The organism is Pontibacter aquaedesilientis, from assembly GCF_014773225.1.
Lineage (GTDB): Bacteria > Bacteroidota > Bacteroidia > Cytophagales > Hymenobacteraceae > Pontibacter > Pontibacter aquaedesilientis.
Window position 1 is genome coordinate 122,003 of the sequence record NZ_JACXAJ010000002.1, and the last position, 22,098, is coordinate 144,100.

Sequence of the window (22,098 nt, forward strand, 5' to 3'; positions counted from 1 at the left end):
GCCATTTCCTTACCACGCAGCTACCAAATAGTACGAGCTGCAAGCTCACACTAGCAGTAGAGGTGCATTAAAACAAAAGCGGCAGCCCAATCAGGCTGCCGCTTCTTTCTAGTATCTAACGTCTAATATCTAGCTTCTAACTTCTAAACTAGTACCCAAACACCTGCTCCAAAGTCAGCTGCTTCACTTTGCCGTATTTCTCCAGCTCCTTGAAGTTCAGACGGTCTTTCGAGCCAATCACCAGGATCGCCTGTGGCTGGCCGCTCACAAACTGCTTCTGGAATGCCTGCAATTGGTCGAAGGTCAGGCTGTTGGCGCTTTCGTACACGTCTTTGCGGATGTCGTAGTCCAGGCCGAGGCGCTTGGCACGCTCGTAGTCGAACAGGATAGATGACTTGGTGATGCGCTCCGAAGAGATGCTGTTGCGCAGCGAAGCCTTTGCAATGTCAAAGTTGGCCTCCGCCAGCGGCATGTTCGTCAGGAGCTCCTGCATACCTGCCATGGCCTCCGGTAGCTTGTCTGACTGCGTACCGATGTACGACATGATGTAGTTCGAGCGGTCTTTCTTGGCAGCGGTGCTGTAGCTGGAGTAGGCAGAGTAGGCCAGGGCCTTCGACTCACGCAGCTCCTGGAACACGATTGAACTCATACCTGCACCGAAGTACTGATTATACAGACGGATAGTCGGCACCAGATCTTTGTTGAAGGCGTCTGCCTTGGTCAGGAACATCAGCTCGGCCTGCACCATGTTGTAGTCCACCCAGTAAACAGTTGGCTGCTTGATGTCGAGTTCGGCGTATACCTTCTCGGCTGGAACCGGCTTCAGTTTGGCTGGCACAATATGACCGGCATTAAGCGTCGCTACCAGTTTGTCTGTTTCACGTGGGCCATAATAGAGCACGCGGTGCTCGTAGGTTGGGATGCTCTTGATGATGTTCACCAGCTCCTGCGGCTTCACGGCCTTCAGTTCTTTTTCTGACAGTACCGTCGTGAACGGATTCTTAGGGCCATACTTGGCGTAGTTTACCAATGCCTGGTTCAGAATTACGCCTTTGTTCAGCTTCGCGTCATTACGGGCCTTCAGTATGCCCTGCACCATGTCGTCGAGGGCTTTCTGGTCAGCTTTCGGGTTTTGGAGGGTATTCTCAAAGAGGGCCAGGGCCTTCTCGAAATTCTCATCGAGTCCAGACAGCGTTACATATACCTGGTCGCCGGAAGTGGATACATTGAACGAAGTGCCCAGTTTGTAAAACTCCTTCTTCAACTCCTCAGCTGTGTACTTGTCGTTGCCCAAGAATTTGAGGTAGTTCACGGCCATACCCAGTTTCTGGTCGTTGTTAGTGCCCATGTCCAGAATGTAGTATAGCTGGAACAGGCCGTTCTCAACGTTCTTGGTGTATAGCAGTGGAATGTTGTTCTTCAGTTTCGCTTCTTTGATATCAGCCTTGTAGTCTACAAATACAGGCGACAGCTCAGAAGTTTCACTTGCCATGAATGTTTTGTAGTAATCCGACTGCGCATCACGGTTAACCGGCACTGGCGTGATGGATGGTTTCTCTACCTTCTGGCCGGCGGCATTCTTGTCGGTGCGCTTGTATACCAGCACGTAGTTGTTGTTGAGGTACTTGTTCGCCACATTCACCACGTCCTGCTTGGTTATTTTGTTGAACGCTTCGCGGCGTTTGATGTAGTCGCCCCACGGAATATCATAGATAAAGGCCGTCACGAAAGCATCGGCACGATCGGAGTTGCTCTCATACGCTCTCATCTCCGTGATTTTGTTGTCGTTGATAATGGCCGGAATGAGGTCGTTGTCGAACTTGCCCTGCTTCACCAGTTCTATCTGGGAGAGGAGCATGTCCTTTACCTCATCCAGGCTTTGGCCCTGGCGCGGCGAACCGCCCAAGCGGAACACCGAGTAGTCTTTCATCTGGTTGTCATAACCGTAGGCCTGCAGTACCTTCTGCTGTTGGTTTAGGTTCAAATCGATCAAACCGGCCTGGCCATTGTAAAGGATGTTGCTGATCATACTCAGCACCAAAGCATCCTGAGAGCTAACACCCGGAAAGCGGTAGGCGATCGACACGTTCTCGGCGCTTGGGCCCGTCACTTCTTTCACAATCGGTTTTGCGATAGGCTGCTCCTGTGCAACGGTAAAGGCAGGGGCCGGGGCTTGCTTCAACTTTCCGAAGTGCTTATCAATCACACGAATGGCTTGGTCAAAATCAATGTCACCGCTTAGCGCCACGGCCATGTTGTTTGGCACATAGTAGGCATCAAAGTATTTTTTGATCTCCGTAATGGAAGGATTCTTCAGGTGCTCGATGGTGCCGATAGTGGTTTGGGTACCGTATTGGTGTTTCGGGAACATGGCCGCATTCAGCGTTTCCATCACCTTCCAGCCATCGTTGTCCAGGGTGCGGTTTTTCTCTTCGTATACCGCTTCCAGCTCCGTGTGGAACAGGCGTGGCACCAGCTCGCCGAAGCGGTGCGCCTCCAAGGCTACCCAGCGCTCCAGTTGGTTGCTTGGGATGTCGTTGGTGTAGACAGTCTGCTCAACAGAGGTATAGGCGTTGGTCCCTTTGGCTCCGATCGCGCCCAGTATCTTGTCATACTCGTTGGCCACAGCATAGGTAGCCGCCACGCCCGAGATGGAGTCGATCTGGTGGTAGATCTTTTTGCGCATGGCCGGGTCGGTAGTGTTGCGGTGCTGCTCGTAAAGCGCCTCAATCTTATCCAGCTCTGCTTTCTCTTTTTCCCAGTCCTGCGTGCCGAGCTTTGTAGTGCCTTTGAACACCATGTGCTCCAGGTAGTGGGCCAGGCCGGTGGCATCGGCAGGGTCGTTCTTGCTGCCCGCTTTCACGGCTATAAAAGTCTGGATACGCGGCGCGTCCTCATAATCCGTCAGGTATACCTTCAGACCGTTGTCCAGGGTATAGACACGGGCGTTGAGCGGGTCGTTGGGCACGGTTTCGTACTTGTATTCCTTCTGAGCCGTCGCTGTTTCGGTGGCCGATTGCGACTGGTAGGTTTCGTTTTTACATTGCGTGAACACGAGGGCAGACGCAACCAAAAACAACGATAATCCTTTTTTCATGGGTTTGTTTTTAGGGTATAGGGAATAAGGTATAGCAGCACCTTGTCAGGTGACGAAGCTTTTCGTTCAAAAACCTCATCACCTGAAAAGGTGTTTTAACTATAACTTTACAAATATAAAATTTTTCCTGAATTAGAAATCAGTATCCAGGCCGAAGCGCTGTTTCATATCGACGAGCACCGGATATTTCTCGGCGAGGTAGTTGAATTTGTCCTGCGAAGTGTAGAGCTTGTTTCCTTCCTGTATCTCCATTACTTCGGCCTTCAGCTTGATACTGCGGTTTCCGGTCTCTTTTTTCAGTTCGCGGAGTATTTCCGGGCGCAGGCTGGTGAACTGGTCCATCATCACGTGGTTTTCCAGATGCAGGACGATCTCATTGTCTTCCCCGATGTGGAACTGGCGGTTAAGCAAGGTATACTCCATCATGTTCTCCGCCTTCTTGCGGCGCAGAATGGCATGCCAAACCGTATTCAGTCGGGTAGGGTCTACGGGCACCACGGTGCCATAGCCGGTTTCCTCTTCCTCTTCGGCAACGGCTATATCGGCCACAGCGGCAGGCTGATTCTGGATGTCTTTCAGGCTAGGCAGTTTTCCCAGCTTTTTCTGGGGTGGCACAGGTATAGAAGGTCGCTGCATGGTTGGTGCCGGAGCTGTCTTGGCCTCAGGCGGCGACAGATGGGCATCCGGTGTAACCTGTTGTGGCTTGTGCGGCTGTTGCAGATCCTGCGAAGGCACCGTGCCCTGCTGGTTTGGCTGCTGCAAACCTACAGAAGGTATACCGCCGCCTTGCATGGCAGCTGATGGCACCGTGCCAGCCGTCGGCTGCTGCATAGCCGCCGAAGGTATGACAGGGGCACCTGCAGGTTTGGTAGCGGCTGGTGCCGGGGCTACTACCTTAGCTTTTTTTAACTCAGCTCCTTCCTGCGCAAAGCTAAAGGCCGCGTTGAGGTGCGCCATTTTCATCAGGCACAGCTCCACATGCAGGCGCTGGTTTTTGCTGCTCTTATAGTTGGTGTCGCAGACGCTCACCAAATTCAGTCCCGAAAGCAGGAAAGACACCGATGACTTCTGCGACTGCTCGGCATACCTGGCTTTGATGTTGTCCGATACCTCCAGCAGTTGCACCGTTTGTGGGTCTTTGCACACCAGCAGGCTGCGGAAATGCTCGCCTATACCTATAAGGAAGTTGTGCGCATCGAAACCGTTCTTCAGAATCTCATCAAAGAGCAGCAGCGAGCCCGACAGGTTCTGGTCCAGCAGGTGATCCGTGAGTCTGAAATAGTAGTCGTAATCCAGAATGTGCAGGTTCTCGACTGTGGCCTTGTAGGTTACGTTATGGCCCGAGAAAGTCACCATCTGGTCAAAGATCGACAGAGCGTCGCGCAGGGCACCGTCGGCTTTCTGCGAGATCAGATGCAGGGCGTCTGGCTCGGCCTGTATGTTTTCTTTTTGGGCGATGTTGCCCAGGTGGCGTACCATGTCCTCGATCCGGATGCGGTTGAAGTCGAAGATCTGGCAGCGCGACAGGATGGTCGGGATAATCTTGTGGCGCTCGGTGGTCGCCAGAATGAAGATGGCATAGGCAGGCGGCTCCTCCAGGGTCTTCAGGAAAGCATTGAAGGCCTGGTTCGAGAGCATGTGCACCTCATCTATGATGTAGATCTTGTACTTGCCGGTCTGGGGGGCGTAGCGCACCTGCTCTACCAGGTTCCGGATGTCCTCTACCGAGTTGTTGGATGCGGCATCGAGCTCATGTATGTTAAAAGAACTGTTGCTGTTGAAGCTGCGGCAGGACTCACATTCGTTGCAGGCTTCTACTTCCGGAGTGATGTTCTGGCAGTTAATGGTCTTTGCCAAAATACGGGCACAGGTTGTCTTGCCTACGCCACGCGGCCCGCAGAACAGGAATGCCTGGGCCAGGTGATGGCTGCTGATGGCGTTCTTCAGGGTGTTGGTGATATGGTGCTGCCCCACCACGCTATCGAACGTGGCCGGTCGGTATTTACGCGCTGATACTACAAAGTTTTCCATTACTACAAAGATAACGAATCTGAAGCTCAGATGGGAAAGCTTTTTATCCAGTAGTTTTCCAGAGGGTTATCCACCAAAGCCCGTCCGGGTTCAGGCTGAGTGATGTAAATGCACAGGTATAACTATGCGAAGTCTGCGTGCTGATCTGACTTGAATCGCCTGTAATGAATAGAGGTATATATTTAAATTCATATATATCTTTATTACAGTCAGTTGTGTAAATATATTGTTAAATAATTAAAATAAAAAATATTTAATTTTATACTTTAATCTATATAACTATCCTGATATGTCAGCGTACTCATAAGCCTGTGTGTACATAAAGTCTAATTTAACCTTAAACAAATCTACTTATGAAGCGAAATCTACGCTACGTGACGCAGCTGACATTGCTCATGATGTTGCTGCTAGGAACCAGCCTGGCTTACGGTCAGGGAAAAAGTAACCCTCAGAAGAAACCTGTCCCGCAGGTAGCGCTTGATCACATCAAGGCCAACAAGCAGAAGTTTAAGGTAAACGACAGAGACATCGCCGACCTGAAGCTCAGCAGTGAATCCAGGGGCAAGAAAAGCGGCGTAACGCACCTCTACATCATTCAGCAACACGAAGGGATAGAGATACACGGTGCCATCACGAACATGGCAATTGCCAGCGACGGGAAAGTAGTGCATATCGGCGAGAGGCTCTATAATGGCCTGGATGGGAAAGTGAACAGCAAGCAGCCAACACTGGACGCAGCCGGAGCCATCGCCGCTGCCGCCAGACATCTGGGCACGGCCATAAAAGAGCCATTGACTGTATTGGAGGCTGCCCATGGTAACAACCGGGAGGCCCTGTTATCGAAAGGTGGCATTTCACTGGAGCCTATACCTGCCAAGCTGGTTTACCAGCCCATGTTTGATGGCAGTCTGCGACTTGCCTGGGAAGTGTCCATCTACGAGCTGGACGCCCAAAACTGGTGGAACATCCGGGTAGACGCTAACACAGGTGAGCTTTTGGACAAGGATAACATGGTGGTGCATTGCCAGTTTGAGAACGACGGAGCGGGTGGCAGATTCCTGCACGAAACGCACAGCCACACGGCAGCCGCAGCTCCACTGGACGAAGACATGGATATGGCGCCTTATGCCCCAATGGCTGGCCCGCTAAACAATGGCAAGGCGCCTGGTGTGTATGAGGTTTATCCGATGCCGATCGAAAGCCCAAGCCACGGTTCCCGTAAACCCATGAACGCGGCTGCTGTCGTAGACGGAATGGCATCGCCTACTGGCTGGCATACCGACGACAAGAAGAGCTATACTATTACCAGAGGTAACAACGTGTATGCCTATGAAGACCCCAATAACACAGGCTTTATTGTCAGCAACTCCGACAACGGTTCCGATGTAGTGTACGGTTACAGCCCCGACGGCGGAACGCAGCGTGTGTTCAAGCATCAGTTTGACTTTTCCAAGGGTCCTGAATCCTACAAAGATGCGGCCATTACCAACCTCTTTTACTGGAACAACATCATCCACGACATGTGGTACAAGTATGGCTTCGACGAGGAAAGCGGTAACTTCCAGGCCAGTAACTTTGGCAAAGATGGTCTAGGCAACGATTATGTAATGGCTGAAGCCCAGGACGGAAGAAATGTTTCTACTATCCGCAACAATGCCAACTTCGCCACTCCTATAGATGGCAGAAGACCCAGAATGCAGATGTACCTTTGGAGCGGCGTGCCAGATCCGGACAAATTCAGGGTAACAGCTCCTGCGTCTATTGCCGGAAGCTACCCGACAGGTACTGCAGCTTTTGGGCCAGCCCTTACACCAACTCCGATTACCGGCAAGTTAGTGCTCGTAAACAGTGAGGGGGCTAACGCTGTGGAAGGATGCGGCGCGGTGCTAAATGCGGCCGCGGTGGCAGGCAACATCGCCGTTGTGTACAGAGGCTCGTGTGGTTTTGCAGTTAAAGTGAAGAACGCCCAAAATGCTGGTGCCATTGCCGTTGTGGTAATTAACAACACGTCGGGCGCACCAGGTAACATGGGTGGGGCAGATGCCACTATCACGATCCCTTCCGTCATGATCAGCGATGTGACCGGTGCCAGCATCAGAGCCTTGCTGGATGCCAACCAAGAGGTTGTGGTGATGCTGAAGGATGATGGTTCTGGCCCTGAAATTGACGGTGATTTTGACAACGGTATCATCGTGCACGAATACGGCCACGGTATTTCCAACAGACTAACAGGTGGTCGTAACACGACTTCCTGTTTGCCAACTCAGGTGCTTGCCAGCGGGCAGGTATTGACAACCGAACAAATGGGTGAGGGCTGGAGCGATTGGTTTGGTTTGATGATGACCATGAAGAAAGGCGATACCCGTGAAAAGATCAGAGGGATAGGCACCTATGCCGTAGGGCAACCAACAAATGGCCGCGGTATCCGACCGGCACCATACTCCACTGATTTCAGTGTGAACAACTATACCTATGGTGCCACCAACAACCCATCGCTCAGTGCTCCGCATGGCATAGGTTTCGTGTTTGCCACTATTCTTTGGGAGATGACCTGGGACCTGATTGATAAATATGGTTTTGATCCGGATCTCTACAACGGCAATGGCGGTAACAACATGGCCATGCAACTGGTTATCGATGGATTGAAGCTACAGCCTTGCTACCCGGGCTTCGTGGATGGCCGAAATGCCATTCTGTTGGCCGATCAGCTGAACAACGGCGGAGCTAACCAGGAGCTTATCTGGAGAGCCTTTGCCAGAAGAGGGGTAGGCTACAGCGCCAGCCAAGGATTGAGCTACTACAGGTTCGACCAGGTGGAGGCATTTGATCTGCCAGCTTCTATAGCCGCGGTCAACGTCAGCAACGTGCTTTCTCCTGCTGAGTTGGGCAACGACAAAGAGCTGCTGCTGAGCTACCCAAACCCATTCTCCGAAAGCACCACCATTAGCTTCAAAGCCAGAGAGTCTGGTCACACGGTGCTCAAGGTATATGATATAACAGGCCGCGAGGTGGAGACACTCTTTGAAGGTAATGTGAAGGGTGGTGAGACCTACAAGCATGAATTCAAAGCGGCTGGCCGGGAAAACGGCATGTACATTTACAGAATCGTAAATGGAGGTACTACCCGATCCGGTACCATGCTCCTGATCAAATAGCTTTTCTGATTAGGGGATAATTTAAAAATCCTGGCTGCAGCCCACATACTGCAGCCAGGATTTTTGCTTTTTATGCTGCGTGACGGCCACACAATGGAATCAGCTCCAGCTCAGGTATAGCGGGAGTTCATCAAGCAGGCAAATGGATAATCTTATGCCTATGCTACCGCACTGCATCATACCCGCCCAGTAGTCCTTTTTTGGAGAGCACAAACTGCCATAGCTGGTTGTTGCGGGACCGGAAAGAGCCGGCGCTGGAGAGCAGGTAGTAGGTCCACATCCGGTAGAAGCGCTCCCCATACTCGCCCTGTAGCTCGGGCCAGTGTTGGTTGAAGTTTTGGAGCCAGGCCAGGAGGGTAAGGTCGTAATCAGGCCCGAAGTTGTGCAGGTCCTCCACCACAAATGTGTGCTCCATGGCAGTAGACAATTGGCGCAGGGAAGGTATCAGGCAATTGGGGAAAATGTATTTGTCGATGAAAGGGTCGGGGGAGGTTTTGGAGAAGTTGACACCGATGGTGTGCAGCAGGAACAGGCCGTCGTCCTTTAGGCAGCGGGCCGCCGTTTGCATGTAAGTGCGGTGGTTTCGGTAGCCGACGTGCTCAGCCATACCGATCGATACCACATGGTCGAACTGCTCCCGCACGTCGCGGTAATCCTGCAGCCTGATGTCTACCGGCAGCCCTTGGCAGATCTCTCTGGCCAGTGCCGCCTGCTCACGCGAGACGGTGACGCCAACCACTTCGGCACCATACCTTTCTGCCGCGAACCTGGCAAAGCCACCCCAGCCGCAGCCAATGTCTAGCACACGCTGCCCAGGCTGTAGCCGTATTTTGCGGCAGACCAGGTCGAGCTTGTTTTCCTGTGCCTGGTCCAGGTTGTCAGCGTTTTTCCAGTAGCCGCAGCTGTAGATCATGCGTTTATCGAGCATGAGTTGGTAAAGCCTGTTGCCGATGTCGTAGTGCCGTTGCGCATTGCGTGAGGCTTTGCGCCTGGTTTGCAGGTTGAGCACTTTGGCGATCAGTACTTCCAGCACGGTCCGCCAGCCAAACCGGGCTTGCTTGTACAGGTCGGCCCGTATCGCCCGGAAAACAAATTCATCGATGCGCTCACAATCCCACCAGCCTTCCATGTAGGACTCGCCAAGCCCCAGAGAGCCCTGGGTGAGCACCCGCTTGAAGAAGCGCCCGTCATGCACCTGCAGGTCCCACGGGTCGGGGCCATTCACTTTGATATTGGCGGTTGCCAGCATGGCGGTTACTTGCCGCTGTAGGCTTTGCTGTTCCATGGTGCTCAATAGGAGGTGTAAGTTTGTGACACAGAATGTATTATACCTGTTTTGACTTTGAACGGAAACACGCTATGATGGTTGATTTTGTTAGCCCATACCTGTTTTGGGACCCTTATTGCGGCTTGCAAAACGGTGGTTTCGGTCGGGTTGACCTGTCTGCAAAAGGTTGCGGGATGAAGCCATGAATTTTCAATTTCTGCTGGTAGTCTCTGCGCAATCCGAATCAGCTTTAGCGTGTAGGTAACATGCCGGTTAGCATGCCTAGTGTCAAGGGTTTGGAGCTGTGCATACTTGGCTTTATTCAGGAAAGCTTTGCTTAAGGTTGATAGGTATAGGCCTGTGTTTTTGCAAACAAATCCATTCGGGTTGCTCCTCGTTTACGCTTTGTTAAAAAAAATATAAATAAATAATCTACTGAATAATAGCGTGTTGTTGTATCTGTATTAACTTTTTCTAATATTTTTTCAGGTACCGGAAATCCAGTTGCGCTGGCAGGGGCGTAAGTGAGACATAACAATATACAAAACATGAAAAAGTTAATCTTATCGGTAATGTTCGTAGCTGGTGTTGCAGCATTATCTCCAGTAGTTGCACAGAGCAACAAAACAGTAATGGTAGGTGGTGAGACCATGTACCCGACTAAGGACATCGTGGACAACGCCGTGAACTCCAAAGACCACACAACGCTCGTGGCAGCAGTAAAGGCAGCAGGCCTGGTAGAGACACTAAAAGGAAAAGGTCCTTTCACAGTGTTCGCTCCTACGAACGATGCTTTCGAAAACCTTCCGGACGGTACAGTAGAAACCCTGCTGAAGCCAGAGAACAAAGCAACCTTAACGAAAGTGCTTACCTACCATGTAGTACCAGGCAGACTGGATGGCTCTAAAATCATGAGCGAGATCAAGGCCGGTAAAGGCAAAGCTACTTTCACAACTGTGAGCGGTGGCAAGTTAATGGCTACCATGAACGGTGACAGAAACATTGTGATTCAGGACGAGAGTGGCAACAAAGCCAATATCTCTGTTTATGATGTGCACCAGTCCAATGGCGTGATCCATGTGTTGGATAAAGTAATGCTTCCGAAATAATCAGTTAAACACCTCTTCTAATAGCTATACAGTTCCGCTGTATAGCTCTAATTTCCTCACCCTTCAATCCATTTTATTTTCCCGATGAAAAATTTATCAATAGCTAACAAGCTACTTGCCTCCGCTGCCCTTTTCGGTATGGTGATTACAGGAACCAGCTGCGACGACGACAAAGAAACCATGACCCCTGCCGCAGACATGGTTATGATGAACAACATCATGCTGAGCAGCCAGCAGGAAGTACCGGCAAACACTTCCAACGCGTCTGGAACATACTCAATCCAGTACGACAAAACGAGTAATCAGCTGGCCTATACCATCAATTACTCTGGCATAACGCCAACAGCCATGCACTTCCATAAAGGAGATCTGGGTGTAGCAGGTGGCGTAGAAGCTGAAGTGGTAGGCCCTTTCAGCTCTGGCATGAAAGGAAACATCAAACTGACAGAAGCCCAGGAGGCAGACTTGCTGGCGGGTAAGTTTTACCTGAACGTACACAGCGCCACTTTCGCTGCCGGTGAACTAAGAGGCCAGGCGGTTTCGGAAGACAAGGTTGTGTTGAGCAACATCAAGCTAAGCGGAAAGCAAGAGGTTCCGAGCAACGCTTCTGCCGCAACCGGCACGTTCAATGGCCTGTATGACAAGAAAAGCAAAATGCTGGATTACACTATCGTTCTCAACGGGGTTACTTCCGCCGGTATGCACTTGCACAAGGGCGCTCCGGGCGCTAACGGTGACGTGGTGATGGCCATCGCTAACATGAAAGGCATGACGGCTGCTTTCACTGCTGCTCAGGAAGTTGACCTGCTGGCAGGAAACCTATACCTGAACGTACACAGCGCGGGTCAGCCAGGTGGCGAGATCAGAGGACAAGTGGTTTCTGATCAGAAAGTGGTATTCGCAAACAGAATCACAGGTGATCAGGAAGTTGGCCCGACCAATTCAGTTGCCAATGGCACTATCTACGCTGTGTACGACAAGTCTAACAAGAAACTGACTTACACCATCACGTATACTGGCGTGGCCCCTACAGCCATGCACTTCCACAAGGGTGCAGCGGGTACCAATGGCGGTGTAGAGGCAGAGGTAGTTGGACCTTACTCGTCTGGCATGACAGGTTCGGTTACCCTGACAGCTGCGCAGGAAGCAGACTTGCTGAAAGGCTTATGGTACCTGAATGTGCACAGCACTGCTTTTGCAGGCGGTGAGATCCGTGCTCAGTTAGTAAAGTAAAGCTCATAAACTCAAAGGGCATTGATTCAGCAAAAGATCAATGCCCTTTTTTTACCATAACACGATTTGCTTTAAATGGAAACAAGCTTACACGTTCAGAGAGGGTATTTAAAAACACTCGTTTATTCCCTGGGTATAACATTAGCTGTAGGGGTAAGTGCCTGTACCTACGACAGGGCTCCTGAAGCAGTCCCGAATACGCTGCAGGTGAGTTATCAAATAGATATCAAGCCTATCATCGCCACTAATTGTTACTCTTGCCACACTGCCAACTCTACCGATCCGCACAAGGCTGGCTATGCCTTTTTGGATAACTATGAAGAGCTGAAGAGCTATGCCTTACGACCTAGCAACGCAAGTCCGAATCTTACAAAGCTTCAGGCCCGGATCAGGTTTGTGGAAACACCCGGCATGCCCCTGAAAGGACCAATGCCGGAAGATGATATTAAGAAGATTGAGGCATGGATCAAGGCTGGCGCACCCAACAACTAGCCCAATCATTTACATTTTTTAACACCATGCTTATGAAGCTATACCTGCTTACTCTTCTTTTCTTGCTCACCGCTTTTTCTGGTGTTAAGGGGCAGGACCTGTACTATGCCAAAAAGGTGGAAACAGGGTTTTTCTCAGAAGCCAGGTTTGAAAACATAGAAGCTGCATCAAATGCAGGTATATCCGTCCTGAATACCCGCTCCGGAGAGATCGCCTTCAAAATTCCCATTCGCTCGTTTGTGTTCGCCAACGGCTTGATGCAGGAGCATTTTAACGAGACCTACCTCGAAAGCGACAAATACCCCAACGCTACTTTCAGCGGCAAACTGGTCGAGCGTATTGACTTTGCTATACCTGGTTCTTACCCTGTAAAAGCAACGGGCACACTCACGGTACATGGCGTCCCGCAGAAACGCACAATAGCCGGAACTGTACAGGTGTTGGGAAACAGCATTGTGCTGACAGCAAATTTCTTAGTGCCGGTGGCAGACCATGAGATAGACATTCCGAAGGACAAACTTTCCAATATATCCCAGGAAATAAAAATAAACCTAAAAGCAAGTTATGAGCCTAAGAAATAAACTATGGTTGGCAGTTTTGCTAAACCTGTTCTTTTGCACGGGCTCATTTGCGCAGGACCAGGAACTGTTGGCCTTGTTAGAGGACAGTGTGGCAGATAACGGGCAGGACGTTTTTGCAACGTTCAAGACTACCCGCATTGTGAACAGCCACTCCATCGAGACTGTGAAGCACCGGGGTCTGGACTTTCGGGTAACACACCACTTCGGAGATGTGGCCGGAGGGGCAGGCGGCATACATTCACTGTATGGGTTGGATCAGGCATCTGACATACGCATTGCTTTTGAGTATGGCATCAACGATAAACTGACCGCCGGATTTGGGAGGAGTAAGGTTAACGAGTTGTTGGATGGCTACCTGAAATACAGGCTGCTTTCTCAGACGCTGGATAACCGCCTACCAGTATCTGCCACAGTGATGTTGGGTGGTGCCCTTAACCCTCAAAAAGCAAGCGAAGGAGGATATAACAGTCTGGAGCAGCGGTTGTCTTATACTTTTCAGCTGTTGCTGGCCAGAAAGTTTGAGCGGATTTCGGTTCAGCTCATGCCTACTTTGCTGCACAGAAACTATGTGTTTGGCCCGGATGAAAAAAACGATGTGTTTGCGTTAGGAGTTGGGGGCAGATGGAAAATGACCAAACGCTTTGCTTTGCTGGCAGACTACTTTTATAGCTTCCATGATGATAGAAGAACTGGGACTGTCGAACAATATAACCCTTTGGGTATCGGAATTGAGATTGAGACAGGAGGGCACGTTTTTCACATGTTTTTTACCAACAATGCAGGTATAGCGGAAAGCAACTTCCTGTCTAACACGAACTCATCCTGGCGAAAGGGCGAGTTCAAGTTTGGCTTCAATATCTCGCGTGTATTCAATATAGGCAGCTAATGTGCAAGTTTAGAGATGCTGACGATGTATCCGGGCACCTAAGTTGTGCAACATAATAGGGAGGCATTGGCAATGAAATTAGTCCGGGCTAATGAAACCCGGCAAGAAGGAAATTTGTTTTAGGTGAGAGAACTGATAGAAGTGTGCCGCAAATTTGTATATTTGTGGTATACTTCTTGAAGTATAAGCCGTAGAAAAACGACGTTCTTTAACTTATGGGGTAGACTGGAATTGACAGCTTGTGCAGATTGCGTGTAAGCATGTCGGGTGATGAACGTACCACCTGTTAAAAATCCGTTCGAACAATAACTGGCGAATATAACTACGCCATGGCTGCTTAATCTAGGTATTAAGCACTAGCCATAGTCTCGTGCAGGTTTCGTGAATCTGCTTGCACATCAGAGGCTTCGACTCGATTGACTAGTCTGTGTAAGGGTGCGGTACACAGGCGAAACAAAGCATCTAAGGAGTGCGCATAAGTCTGACTTATACTTGCAAGCTCCCGACAATCCGAATAAGTCTAAGCATGTAGAAAGCCCGTTGATTTCCTTGTCTGGACCAGGGTTCGAATCCCTGCTACTCCACCACCCTAAGCGAAAAGCCTTGTAAGTGTATCACTTGCAAGGCTTTTTTTGTTTGAAGAATTTTTCTCTCAGAATGATATTTGCTTATTGACAGGTATACAAATCGTATAAAGAGTGCTGATGTATCATGCCTCGAATCATTCAGTAGTTATTTCTCGTCCTCACCATATAAGTTTGTCTAAGGTTGCAGAAAGCTTCCTTTTAAATAAACCGGTTAATCAGATTCTCCAGGTATTCCTGCCGGCCGCTTCTCGCCTCAGGCTCGCCATGCGTAATGGCGTAATCGCGTAACGCCTCCATAGTCAGCTTGCCCTGCTCAAACTCCCGGCCTTTGCCACTGTCAAAGGAGGCGTAGCGTTCCTGGCGCAGCTTTCTGTAATCGGAGTTTTGCAGGATGTTGTCTGCCGTAATGAGGGCACGGGCGAAAGTATCAGCACCGCCAATATGGGCGTAGAAAAGGTCTGCCGGGTCGGTGGAGTTTCTCCGGATCTTGGCGTCGAAGTTAATGCCGCCGCCCTGCATACCGCCTACTTCCAGCAATACCAGCATGGCCTCTGTGAGTTCGTTGAGGTTGTTCGGGAACTGGTCGGTGTCCCAGCCGTTTTGGTAATCGCCGCGGTTGGCGTCTATAGAACCGAGCAGTCCGGCGTCGGCTGCCACTTGCAGCTCGTGCTGGAAGGTATGACCGGCCAGTGTGGCGTGGTTCACTTCAATGTTGAGCTTGAAATCGTCGAGCAGGTCGTACTGGCGCAGGAAGCCGACAACGGTTGCGGCATCATAATCATACTGGTGCTTGGTTGGCTCCATGGGCTTTGGCTCGATGAAGAAGTTTCCTCTGAAACCCTGGCTGCGGGCATAGTCTTTGGCGGTGTGCAGGAAACGGGCAAAATGCTCCTGCTCACGTTTCATGTCTGTGTTGAGCAGCGTCATGTAGCCCTCGCGTCCTCCCCAGAACACATAATTCTCGCCACCCAGCGCAATGGTGGCATCCAAAGCAGCCTTCACCTGGGCGGCCGCATGCGTCAGCACATGAAAATCCGGATTGGTGGCCGCACCGTTCATGTAGCGGCTATGCGAGAACACATTGGCCGTGCCCCAAAGTAACTTCACGCCAGTTTCTTTCTGCTTTTGCCGGGCATATTCTACAAGCGTCTGTAGCCTGCGTTCGTTCTCCCGGATGTCGTTGCCAAAGTCCACCACATCCACGTCGTGGAAGCAATAGTAGGGCAGGCCCAGTTTGGTGATGAACTCAAAGGCAGCGTCCATTTTGTCCTTTGCTCTGCCGATCACGTCTTGCTTTTGGTTCCAGGTATACTGCAGGGTAGGTCCACCAAAGGGATCGGATCCATCGGCATTGAAGGAGTGCCAGTAGGCCACGGCAAAGCGCAAATGCTCTTTCAGTGTTTTTCCGGCTACCACACGGCTCTCGTCGTACCAGCGGTAAGCCAGCGGATTGTCAGACGCCAGCCCTTCGAATTTGATGGTGCTTATACCTTTGAAATATTCTGTTGGAGATCCTGTCGTGTTGGCCATAAGGTATAGGTGTTAGCTGATTTGCGGTTAAGGTTATGCTTCGTTCAGATGTTTTTCGAGCAAGGCTTTCCATTCCTGGTATACCGGCTCGTATTGGTCAATGGCTTGGGGCTCTACAATGCGCAGCCTTTTGCTATTGGCAAAAGCTTCTTTTTCAGAGGCAAAAGCCTTCACGCCGATGCCGGCCCCCAGCGCCGCGCCTATGCTGCCATCGCTCAGGTATAACTCGACGGGCACGTGGGTGGCGTTCACAAACGCTTCGGTGAAGAGGTTGCTCTGGAAGAGATTGGCCTGCCCAGCCCGGATAATGCCGGGGTTCATGCCGTTCTCGCGCAGGATGTCCAGTCCGTAGCGGAAAGCAAAGGCTATACCTTCCTGCGCTGCCCGGAACAGATGGGCCTTGGAGTGGAGGTTGAGGTCGATGTGGTGAAAGTGCGTGCCGACGATCTTGTTGTGGAGCATGCGCTCGGCCCCGTTTCCGAAAGGAATCACGCGCAGGCCTTCGCTGCCGACAGGTATAGCAGCAGCCATCTCGTTCATGTCCGCATAGCTTATACCTGAGCCGGCAACCTGTTTCATCCAGCGGTTCAGGCTGCCGGTGCCGTTGATGCAAAGCAACATGCCCAGCCTTTTCCGGGAGTCGCTGTAATTAACGTGGGCAAAGGTATTTACCCGCGATTCCGGGTCGTAGAGCAGCTTGTCGCTCACGCCATAAATCACACCCGAAGTGCCGGCTGTGGCCGCTACCTCGCCGGGTTGCAGTACATTCAGCGACAGGGCATTGTTGGGCTGGTCGCCCGATTTATAGGTGACGGGTATACCTGCCTGCAGGCCAAGCTCATCGGCTATGTGTTGCTGAACCCTGCCGTGCTCTGAGAAAACAGGGTGAATGGCAGGTATAAGCTCTCTGTCGAATTGGAAGTAGCCGAGCACGTCGCTGGAAAGTTCGTTCTCCTGAAAATCCCAGAAGACACCCTCTGACAAAGCCGAGACGCTGGTGGTTACTTCGCCTGTGAGGCGCATGCCAACGTAGTCGCCCGGTAGCATGATCTTGTCGATGTTTCCGTACACCGCCGGTTCATTCTCCTTTACCCAAGCCAGTTTGGAAGCCGTGAAATTGCCCGGGGAGTTGAGCAGCCGGGTCAGGCTCCGTTCTTCCCCGATGGCTTTGAATGCTCTATTGCCGATTTCCACCGCCCGGCTGTCGCACCAGATAATGGCGTTGCGCAGGGCTTTCTGTTCTTTGTCCACCACCACCAGGCCGTGCATCTGGTAGGCTATCCCTATCGCGCCAATGTCTTTGGGGTTATACCTGCCTGTTGCGTGTGCTTTCAGGATGGCAACTTTAGCGTGCTCCCACCACATCGCTGGGGCCTGCTCTGCCCAACCTGCATTGGGAGCCAGGATGCCCGATTCTTCCTCCGGGTGCTGGGCCGAAGCCAGGCAAACCTGCGTCTGGGCATCCACTACCGACACCTTGATCGAAGAAGTACCTATGTCTATACCTAGTAGGAGCATATTATGTAGCGATTCATGTTGATGGCCAAGGCGCTGAGACACCTTGCAAGCCCGGCTCTGGCCTATCCATACGGGTATAGCGTGTCAGTTGGCTGGGTTTTTCGGCGTCTTTCAAGTTGATAAGATATAAAAAACGGGCGAGCTTTCAGCTGCCGATGGCCGTATCTATGTCTTGATTTATCAAGCGTGTATCCAAGTAGATAGTTATGCTGGCTGAACCTTTTACAAATAATTAATGTATATACATTAAAGGTTTATACATTTGTTGTAAATTTGAACCGGAATCATCATTAACCTTAAAAAATAAGAATCATGGCAAACGTAAAATGGGCAGTAGACCCGATGCACAGCGAAGTACAGTTCAAAGTAAAACACCTGATGATCACCACCGTGACAGGTTATTTCGAAAAATTTTCGGTTGAGGCAGAGAGCGAAGACGAGGACTTTAACGGAGCGGGCAACATCGTGTTCACCGCCGATGTGAACTCCATCAGCACCAACAACGAGCAGCGCGACACGCACCTGAAGTCAGCAGACTTCTTTGACGCGGAGAAGCACGATGAGATCCGTTTTGTGGGCAAGAGCTACGAGCAAAACGGCAATGGGGAAGCCAAACTGCATGGCGACCTGACCATACGCGACATCACCAAGCCGGTAACCGTGAACGTGGAGTTTGGCGGCACGGTGGTAGATCCCTACGGTCAGCACAAGGCCGGATTTACTGTAACAGGAAAGATCAGCCGCAAAGAGTTTGGCCTGACCTGGAACGCCGTGACCGAGGCCGGAAGCGTGGTCGTGAGCGATGAGATCAAGCTACAGGCCGAAGTGCAGTTGGTGAAGCAGGGTTAAGGTTCCACATTGTCATTTCGAAGGCCATGAGAAATCTGGATAATCAATAATTTCCAGGTTTATCGCCAGCGTTCGGCATGGCATATAATTTTCAGCTTCCCGTATACCTTATCATTCGCTAAATCTTTATCATCATGGAAGACAGAATCTTAGGAATTCACCATATCACGGCAATCGCTGGTTCGGCCAAAAAGAACCTGGACTTTTATACCAACGTGTTGGGTCTGCGCCTGCTTAAGAAAACGGTCAATTTCGACGACCCCGGCACCTACCACCTTTACTACGGCGATGAGGAGGGCAGCCCGGGTACGATCCTGACGTTTTTCCCTTACGAAACAGCCCGCCGTGGCAAGGCCGGCACAGGGATGGCCACGCACATCGGTTACGCCGTGCCCGAGGGTAGCTTCGACTTTTGGATGAAGCGATTCGAGGAGAATAACGTTGACTTCGGTCGTCCGTCGGAAAAGTTCGGGGAGCAGTATTTGCCGTTCCGCGATCCGGATGGCTTGTTCCTGGAATTGGTTATCCCTAAAAACGCAGATAACCGCAAACCTTGGGAAACCGACGAGGTGAAAGCCGACGTGGCAACGAAGGGCTTCCACAGCGTAACCCTGACCTTGCAAAAGGCGGATAAGACAGCGGCGATCCTGACCGATATCTTCGGTTATACCTTGCAGGACCAGACCGGCAGCAGCTACAGGTATAGCACCGACGCGGTAGAGGGAGCCAACATCATCGATATCGTGGAAAATCCGAGTATCGACCGTGCTGTAGGCGGTGCGGGTACCAACCACCACATTGCCTTCCGGGTGAAGAACGAGGAGGTGCTGATGAAATTCCGGGAGAAGGTAGCCAGCAGAGGGTATAACATCACCGAGAAGATCGACCGCAACTACTTTTATTCTCTTTATTTCCGGGAGCCGGGCGGCGTGCTGTTCGAGATCGCGACGGACAACCCGGGCTTCGCCATAGACGAGTCGGTAGCCGAATTGGGCAAAAAGCTGTTGCTGCCGCCGCAGTACGAGCCGCAACGCGCCCAGATAGAGGCGGTGCTGCCGCGTTTGGACTAGGCGGCTATACCTACTAACTAAACCAAGCGCGCATGTATACACACGAAAAGAAAGTCCTGACGCAGGGCAAGCCACTGGAACAGTCAGGCAAAGCAATCATCCTGATCCATGGGAGAGGAGCGACTGCCGCCAGCATACTGCCATTGGCGCATGAACTGGGTGCGGATGACTTCACATTGTACGCACCGCAGGCTACCAACAACACCTGGTATCCCTATAGCTTCATGGTACCCGTGGCACAAAACCAACCCGCGCTGGACTCGGCGCTGGCGTTAATCGACGAAACGGTGAAAAGCATAGAGGCCCAAGGTATAGCCAGCAAGGATATCTACCTGCTGGGCTTCTCGCAGGGTGCCTGCCTCACGGCTGAGTATGCCACCCGAAATGCCAGGCGCTATGGCGGTCTGCTCATCTTGACGGGTGGCCTGATCGGTCAGCAACTGGACACGGGCCACTATTCCGGAGATTTTGAAGGAACCCCGGTATTGATCACAACCGGTGACCCGGACCCGCACGTGCCGGTAAGCCGTGTAGACGAAACCGTGCAGCAGATGGAAGGGAGGGGAGCCACCGTAACCCGCCAGGTATACCCGGGCAGACCGCATACCATTTTGGAGGAAGAACTGGCGCTGGCCCGGAAGGTACTGACTAGCTGAGGTATGATCTGATTGGAAACAAAAAAGCTGAAAGCACCGCTGTGGATCGCTTTCAGCTTTTTTGTTTTAATGATTGACAGGTACGGACAGGAAGCTGCTGTGAAAAGTTGCCTGGCCCTTATTGGCCAGGTATAGCCTTAATTCTGACTCTCATACCCAAAATCCTTGAAGGTTTTGGAGATGTTCTCGTCGGAGGCCTTGTTCTTGTTTTTCCAGTTGGCGTCGAGTTCCAGGGCCACCAAGCCTTTCAAATTCATAAGCGCCACGAAGTCGTCAGCGTCCTTTAAGAACTCCGGTTTGCGGCGCGACGATTTGAGGGCGTACTTCCGGGCAAACACATCGCCCTTGGTCTGCAGTTCGTTCCGTTTCTCGATGATGTAGTTCAGACGTTCTACCAGGTCTTTGGTGGAGCGGCCGATTACCTCTGTCGCTTCCAGCGTGCCGATGGTCATAACGGTAGTGCCGCCAATGGTCGTGATTTTCTTGCTGGTGGCCGGCGTCTCCACAATCACGGGCGCGATACCGGTAATGGCACCCATCGAGGCATTGGCCAGCGAGCGCCCTTTCTTGCCTTTGCGGGCACGGTTGTACTTCTTTTTGAGGTCCTTTTCGGTTTCCTTGAGTTGCTCCATCAGGTCCCAGGCACGTACCAGCGAAGCGCGGTATTCATTGTAAAGCTTCTGGTCCTTCTCGCCTTCATTCACGGCATTAAGGATGGTAAAAGACACGGTGCGTTCATCGCGTTTGTTGGACTTGTCCAGCACAAAGAACGTGATGTCAAACGCCAGCGAGTCCAGGGGGTCGCGCACAAAGTCATAACCCGGCTTCCAGATAAACTCATATTGCGAGGGCGTGTTCTTCACCAAGGCGCCTACCGGAACGGTGGGGTTGGTCGAAATGAAGCTGAACGAAGCAATGTCAGCCTCACCGTTCGGGTCGTAGATCTGAAATTTCAAATTGACGGTAGCGTCCTCCTTGTAGACAAAGCGCTTCTGGGACGGAATCATCTGCAAGCTAGGGGGCAGGTCCTGCTGCGTCACTTCCACTTTAAAAGAGCCTTTGGTGCGGGCCTTGGCAGGCTGGTCTTCTACGTAAAATTCTACTTTGAGTGGGTTGTTGCGCAGCCGGTTGAATTGCGTGAGCGAAGGCTTCCAGGTAAATTCGCCCTGAGCCGACAGCTTGGCGCCTTCCGGCATGCCATCAGGTATAGCCACGAACACAATCGGGTCATCGTCCTCATCTAGCACTGCCGACGACTCGATGGTGTAGGTGTTTTGAGCATTATAGCGAACGTAAAGTGGCTTGAGCTCCCCCACAACAGGCGGGCGATTCACGTGGGCTACCTTAAAGTCTATCACCTGGCTGGCGCTTTCTCCGCTGGCATGGCTGGCCTTGAAAATGATCTGCAAATTGCGCTCCTTGCTCAGGCGGTCTACAAAGTCGTAATTGGGGATCCACGAAAAGTGGCCCAGCGAATCGAACGAAATGCCCTCCACCATGCCTTGCGTAATGGCATAGGTATACAGGCTGTCGGTGCCGCCCGTTGCCTTCAGCGTAAACTCCAGCTTTTGCCCTTCCTTCAAGATGTTCCAGCCCGGCGTTTCAGGGAACGAAAGCTTCAGGGCAGGGCCTTTGGCCTTTTTCCTGGAAGAGGCATCCTGGGCAGTTACCTGGGTGATGAGCAGTAGAAAAACAGAAAAAAGAAGGAGACTCTTTCTCATAAAGAAACGGGATGCACAATTCGGGTGAATAGAAGCCCCTAAATTAGTAAAGTATTGAGCGTTAAACAAAGTGGTTAAATTGCAAAACAGCAAAAAACCGCTTACGTAATGTGGCTAGCCGATGTTTAGCCATTGGTATAGTGTAAGTGTAGGGTTAAGAGGGCTATTTTTAGTGGGCTTGAATGAGGGTAACGCCTGTTGGCAATCGCCTTGCGCTTTAGGAATAAGCCCTGGTTTGGGGAAGCGGTACTAGTCTGAGGCTTTGCAAGGAACCGCCTGCAGTTTAACAGATATATTGTTACATTTACTGGTGGCT

At 51.4% G+C, this 22,098-nt stretch carries 15 protein-coding genes and 1 other RNA gene; 10 read left to right on the top strand and 6 right to left on the bottom strand.

Annotation, left to right across the window (positions count from 1 at the left end):
• Positions 1-148: 148 nt before the first annotated feature.
• Both H9Q13_RS05525 and H9Q13_RS05530 read right to left on the bottom strand, forming a co-directional pair.
• A complete protein-coding gene (locus tag H9Q13_RS05525; RefSeq protein ID WP_191182783.1) occupies positions 149-3,097 on the bottom strand; it encodes a M16 family metallopeptidase in 2,949 nt (982 codons plus the stop codon).
• 132 nt (positions 3,098-3,229) lie between these two features.
• Complete coding sequence (locus tag H9Q13_RS05530) at positions 3,230-5,128, bottom strand: DNA polymerase III subunit gamma/tau (protein ID WP_191182784.1); 1,899 nt, start codon at positions 5,126-5,128, stop codon at positions 3,230-3,232.
• 353 nt (positions 5,129-5,481) lie between these two features.
• Between H9Q13_RS05530 and H9Q13_RS05535 the strand changes: the two genes are divergently transcribed.
• Positions 5,482-8,283 carry a T9SS-dependent M36 family metallopeptidase gene (locus H9Q13_RS05535; RefSeq protein WP_191182785.1) on the top strand — a complete coding sequence of 934 codons (2,802 nt, stop codon included), beginning with the start codon at positions 5,482-5,484 and terminating at the stop codon, positions 8,281-8,283.
• Positions 8,284-8,446: 163 nt separating this feature from the next.
• Here the strand turns inward: H9Q13_RS05535 and cfa are convergent, their stop codons facing one another.
• Positions 8,447-9,568, bottom strand: coding sequence for a cyclopropane fatty acyl phospholipid synthase (gene cfa, locus H9Q13_RS05540; protein ID WP_191182786.1), 1,122 nt, complete (start codon positions 9,566-9,568; stop codon positions 8,447-8,449).
• A gap of 530 nt (positions 9,569-10,098) precedes the next feature.
• On the opposite strand from cfa, the gene H9Q13_RS05545 reads away from it, so the two are divergent.
• The 6 genes from H9Q13_RS05545 (at position 10,099) to ssrA (ending at position 14,438) form a co-directional block, all read left to right on the top strand.
• Complete coding sequence (locus tag H9Q13_RS05545) at positions 10,099-10,659, top strand: fasciclin domain-containing protein (protein ID WP_191182787.1); 561 nt, start codon at positions 10,099-10,101, stop codon at positions 10,657-10,659.
• Positions 10,660-10,743: 84 nt separating this feature from the next.
• Positions 10,744-11,892, top strand: coding sequence for a CHRD domain-containing protein (locus H9Q13_RS05550; protein WP_191182788.1), 1,149 nt, complete (start codon positions 10,744-10,746; stop codon positions 11,890-11,892).
• Between the two features lie 75 nt (positions 11,893-11,967).
• Positions 11,968-12,384: a c-type cytochrome gene (locus H9Q13_RS05555; RefSeq protein WP_191182789.1), complete on the top strand. Its 417-nt coding sequence runs from the start codon at positions 11,968-11,970 to the stop codon at positions 12,382-12,384.
• A 32-nt stretch (positions 12,385-12,416) separates the two neighbouring features.
• Positions 12,417-12,965 carry a YceI family protein gene (locus H9Q13_RS05560; protein WP_191182790.1) on the top strand — a complete coding sequence of 183 codons (549 nt, stop codon included), beginning with the start codon at positions 12,417-12,419 and terminating at the stop codon, positions 12,963-12,965.
• A complete protein-coding gene (locus H9Q13_RS05565) occupies positions 12,949-13,851 on the top strand; it encodes a DUF5777 family beta-barrel protein (RefSeq protein WP_191182791.1) in 903 nt (300 codons plus the stop codon). Before H9Q13_RS05560 ends, H9Q13_RS05565 begins: the two co-directional genes overlap by 17 nt.
• A gap of 217 nt (positions 13,852-14,068) precedes the next feature.
• Positions 14,069-14,438, top strand: a transfer-messenger RNA (tmRNA) gene (ssrA, locus tag H9Q13_RS05570).
• Between the two features lie 198 nt (positions 14,439-14,636).
• Here ssrA and xylA read toward each other — a convergent pair.
• Positions 14,637-15,968, bottom strand: a complete 1,332-nt coding sequence (xylA, locus tag H9Q13_RS05575; protein WP_191182792.1) for a xylose isomerase — start codon at positions 15,966-15,968, stop codon at positions 14,637-14,639.
• Between the two features lie 33 nt (positions 15,969-16,001).
• Positions 16,002-17,486 carry a xylulokinase gene (locus tag H9Q13_RS05580; RefSeq protein ID WP_191182793.1) on the bottom strand — a complete coding sequence of 495 codons (1,485 nt, stop codon included), beginning with the start codon at positions 17,484-17,486 and terminating at the stop codon, positions 16,002-16,004.
• Between the two features lie 312 nt (positions 17,487-17,798).
• Between H9Q13_RS05580 and H9Q13_RS05585 the strand changes: the two genes are divergently transcribed.
• The 3 genes from H9Q13_RS05585 to H9Q13_RS05595 all read left to right on the top strand — a co-directional run bounded on the left by H9Q13_RS05585 (position 17,799) and on the right by H9Q13_RS05595 (position 20,061).
• A complete protein-coding gene (locus H9Q13_RS05585) occupies positions 17,799-18,335 on the top strand; it encodes a YceI family protein (protein WP_191182794.1) in 537 nt (178 codons plus the stop codon).
• Between the two features lie 134 nt (positions 18,336-18,469).
• On the top strand, positions 18,470-19,405 hold the full coding sequence (locus H9Q13_RS05590) for a ring-cleaving dioxygenase (RefSeq protein ID WP_191182795.1): 936 nt from the start codon (positions 18,470-18,472) through the stop codon (positions 19,403-19,405).
• A 32-nt stretch (positions 19,406-19,437) separates the two neighbouring features.
• Positions 19,438-20,061, top strand: a complete 624-nt coding sequence (locus tag H9Q13_RS05595; RefSeq protein ID WP_191182796.1) for an alpha/beta hydrolase — start codon at positions 19,438-19,440, stop codon at positions 20,059-20,061.
• Between the two features lie 137 nt (positions 20,062-20,198).
• Here H9Q13_RS05595 and H9Q13_RS05600 read toward each other — a convergent pair whose 3' ends face one another.
• Positions 20,199-21,782, bottom strand: a complete 1,584-nt coding sequence (locus H9Q13_RS05600; protein ID WP_191182797.1) for a hypothetical protein — start codon at positions 21,780-21,782, stop codon at positions 20,199-20,201.
• Positions 21,783-22,098 lie beyond the last annotated feature (316 nt).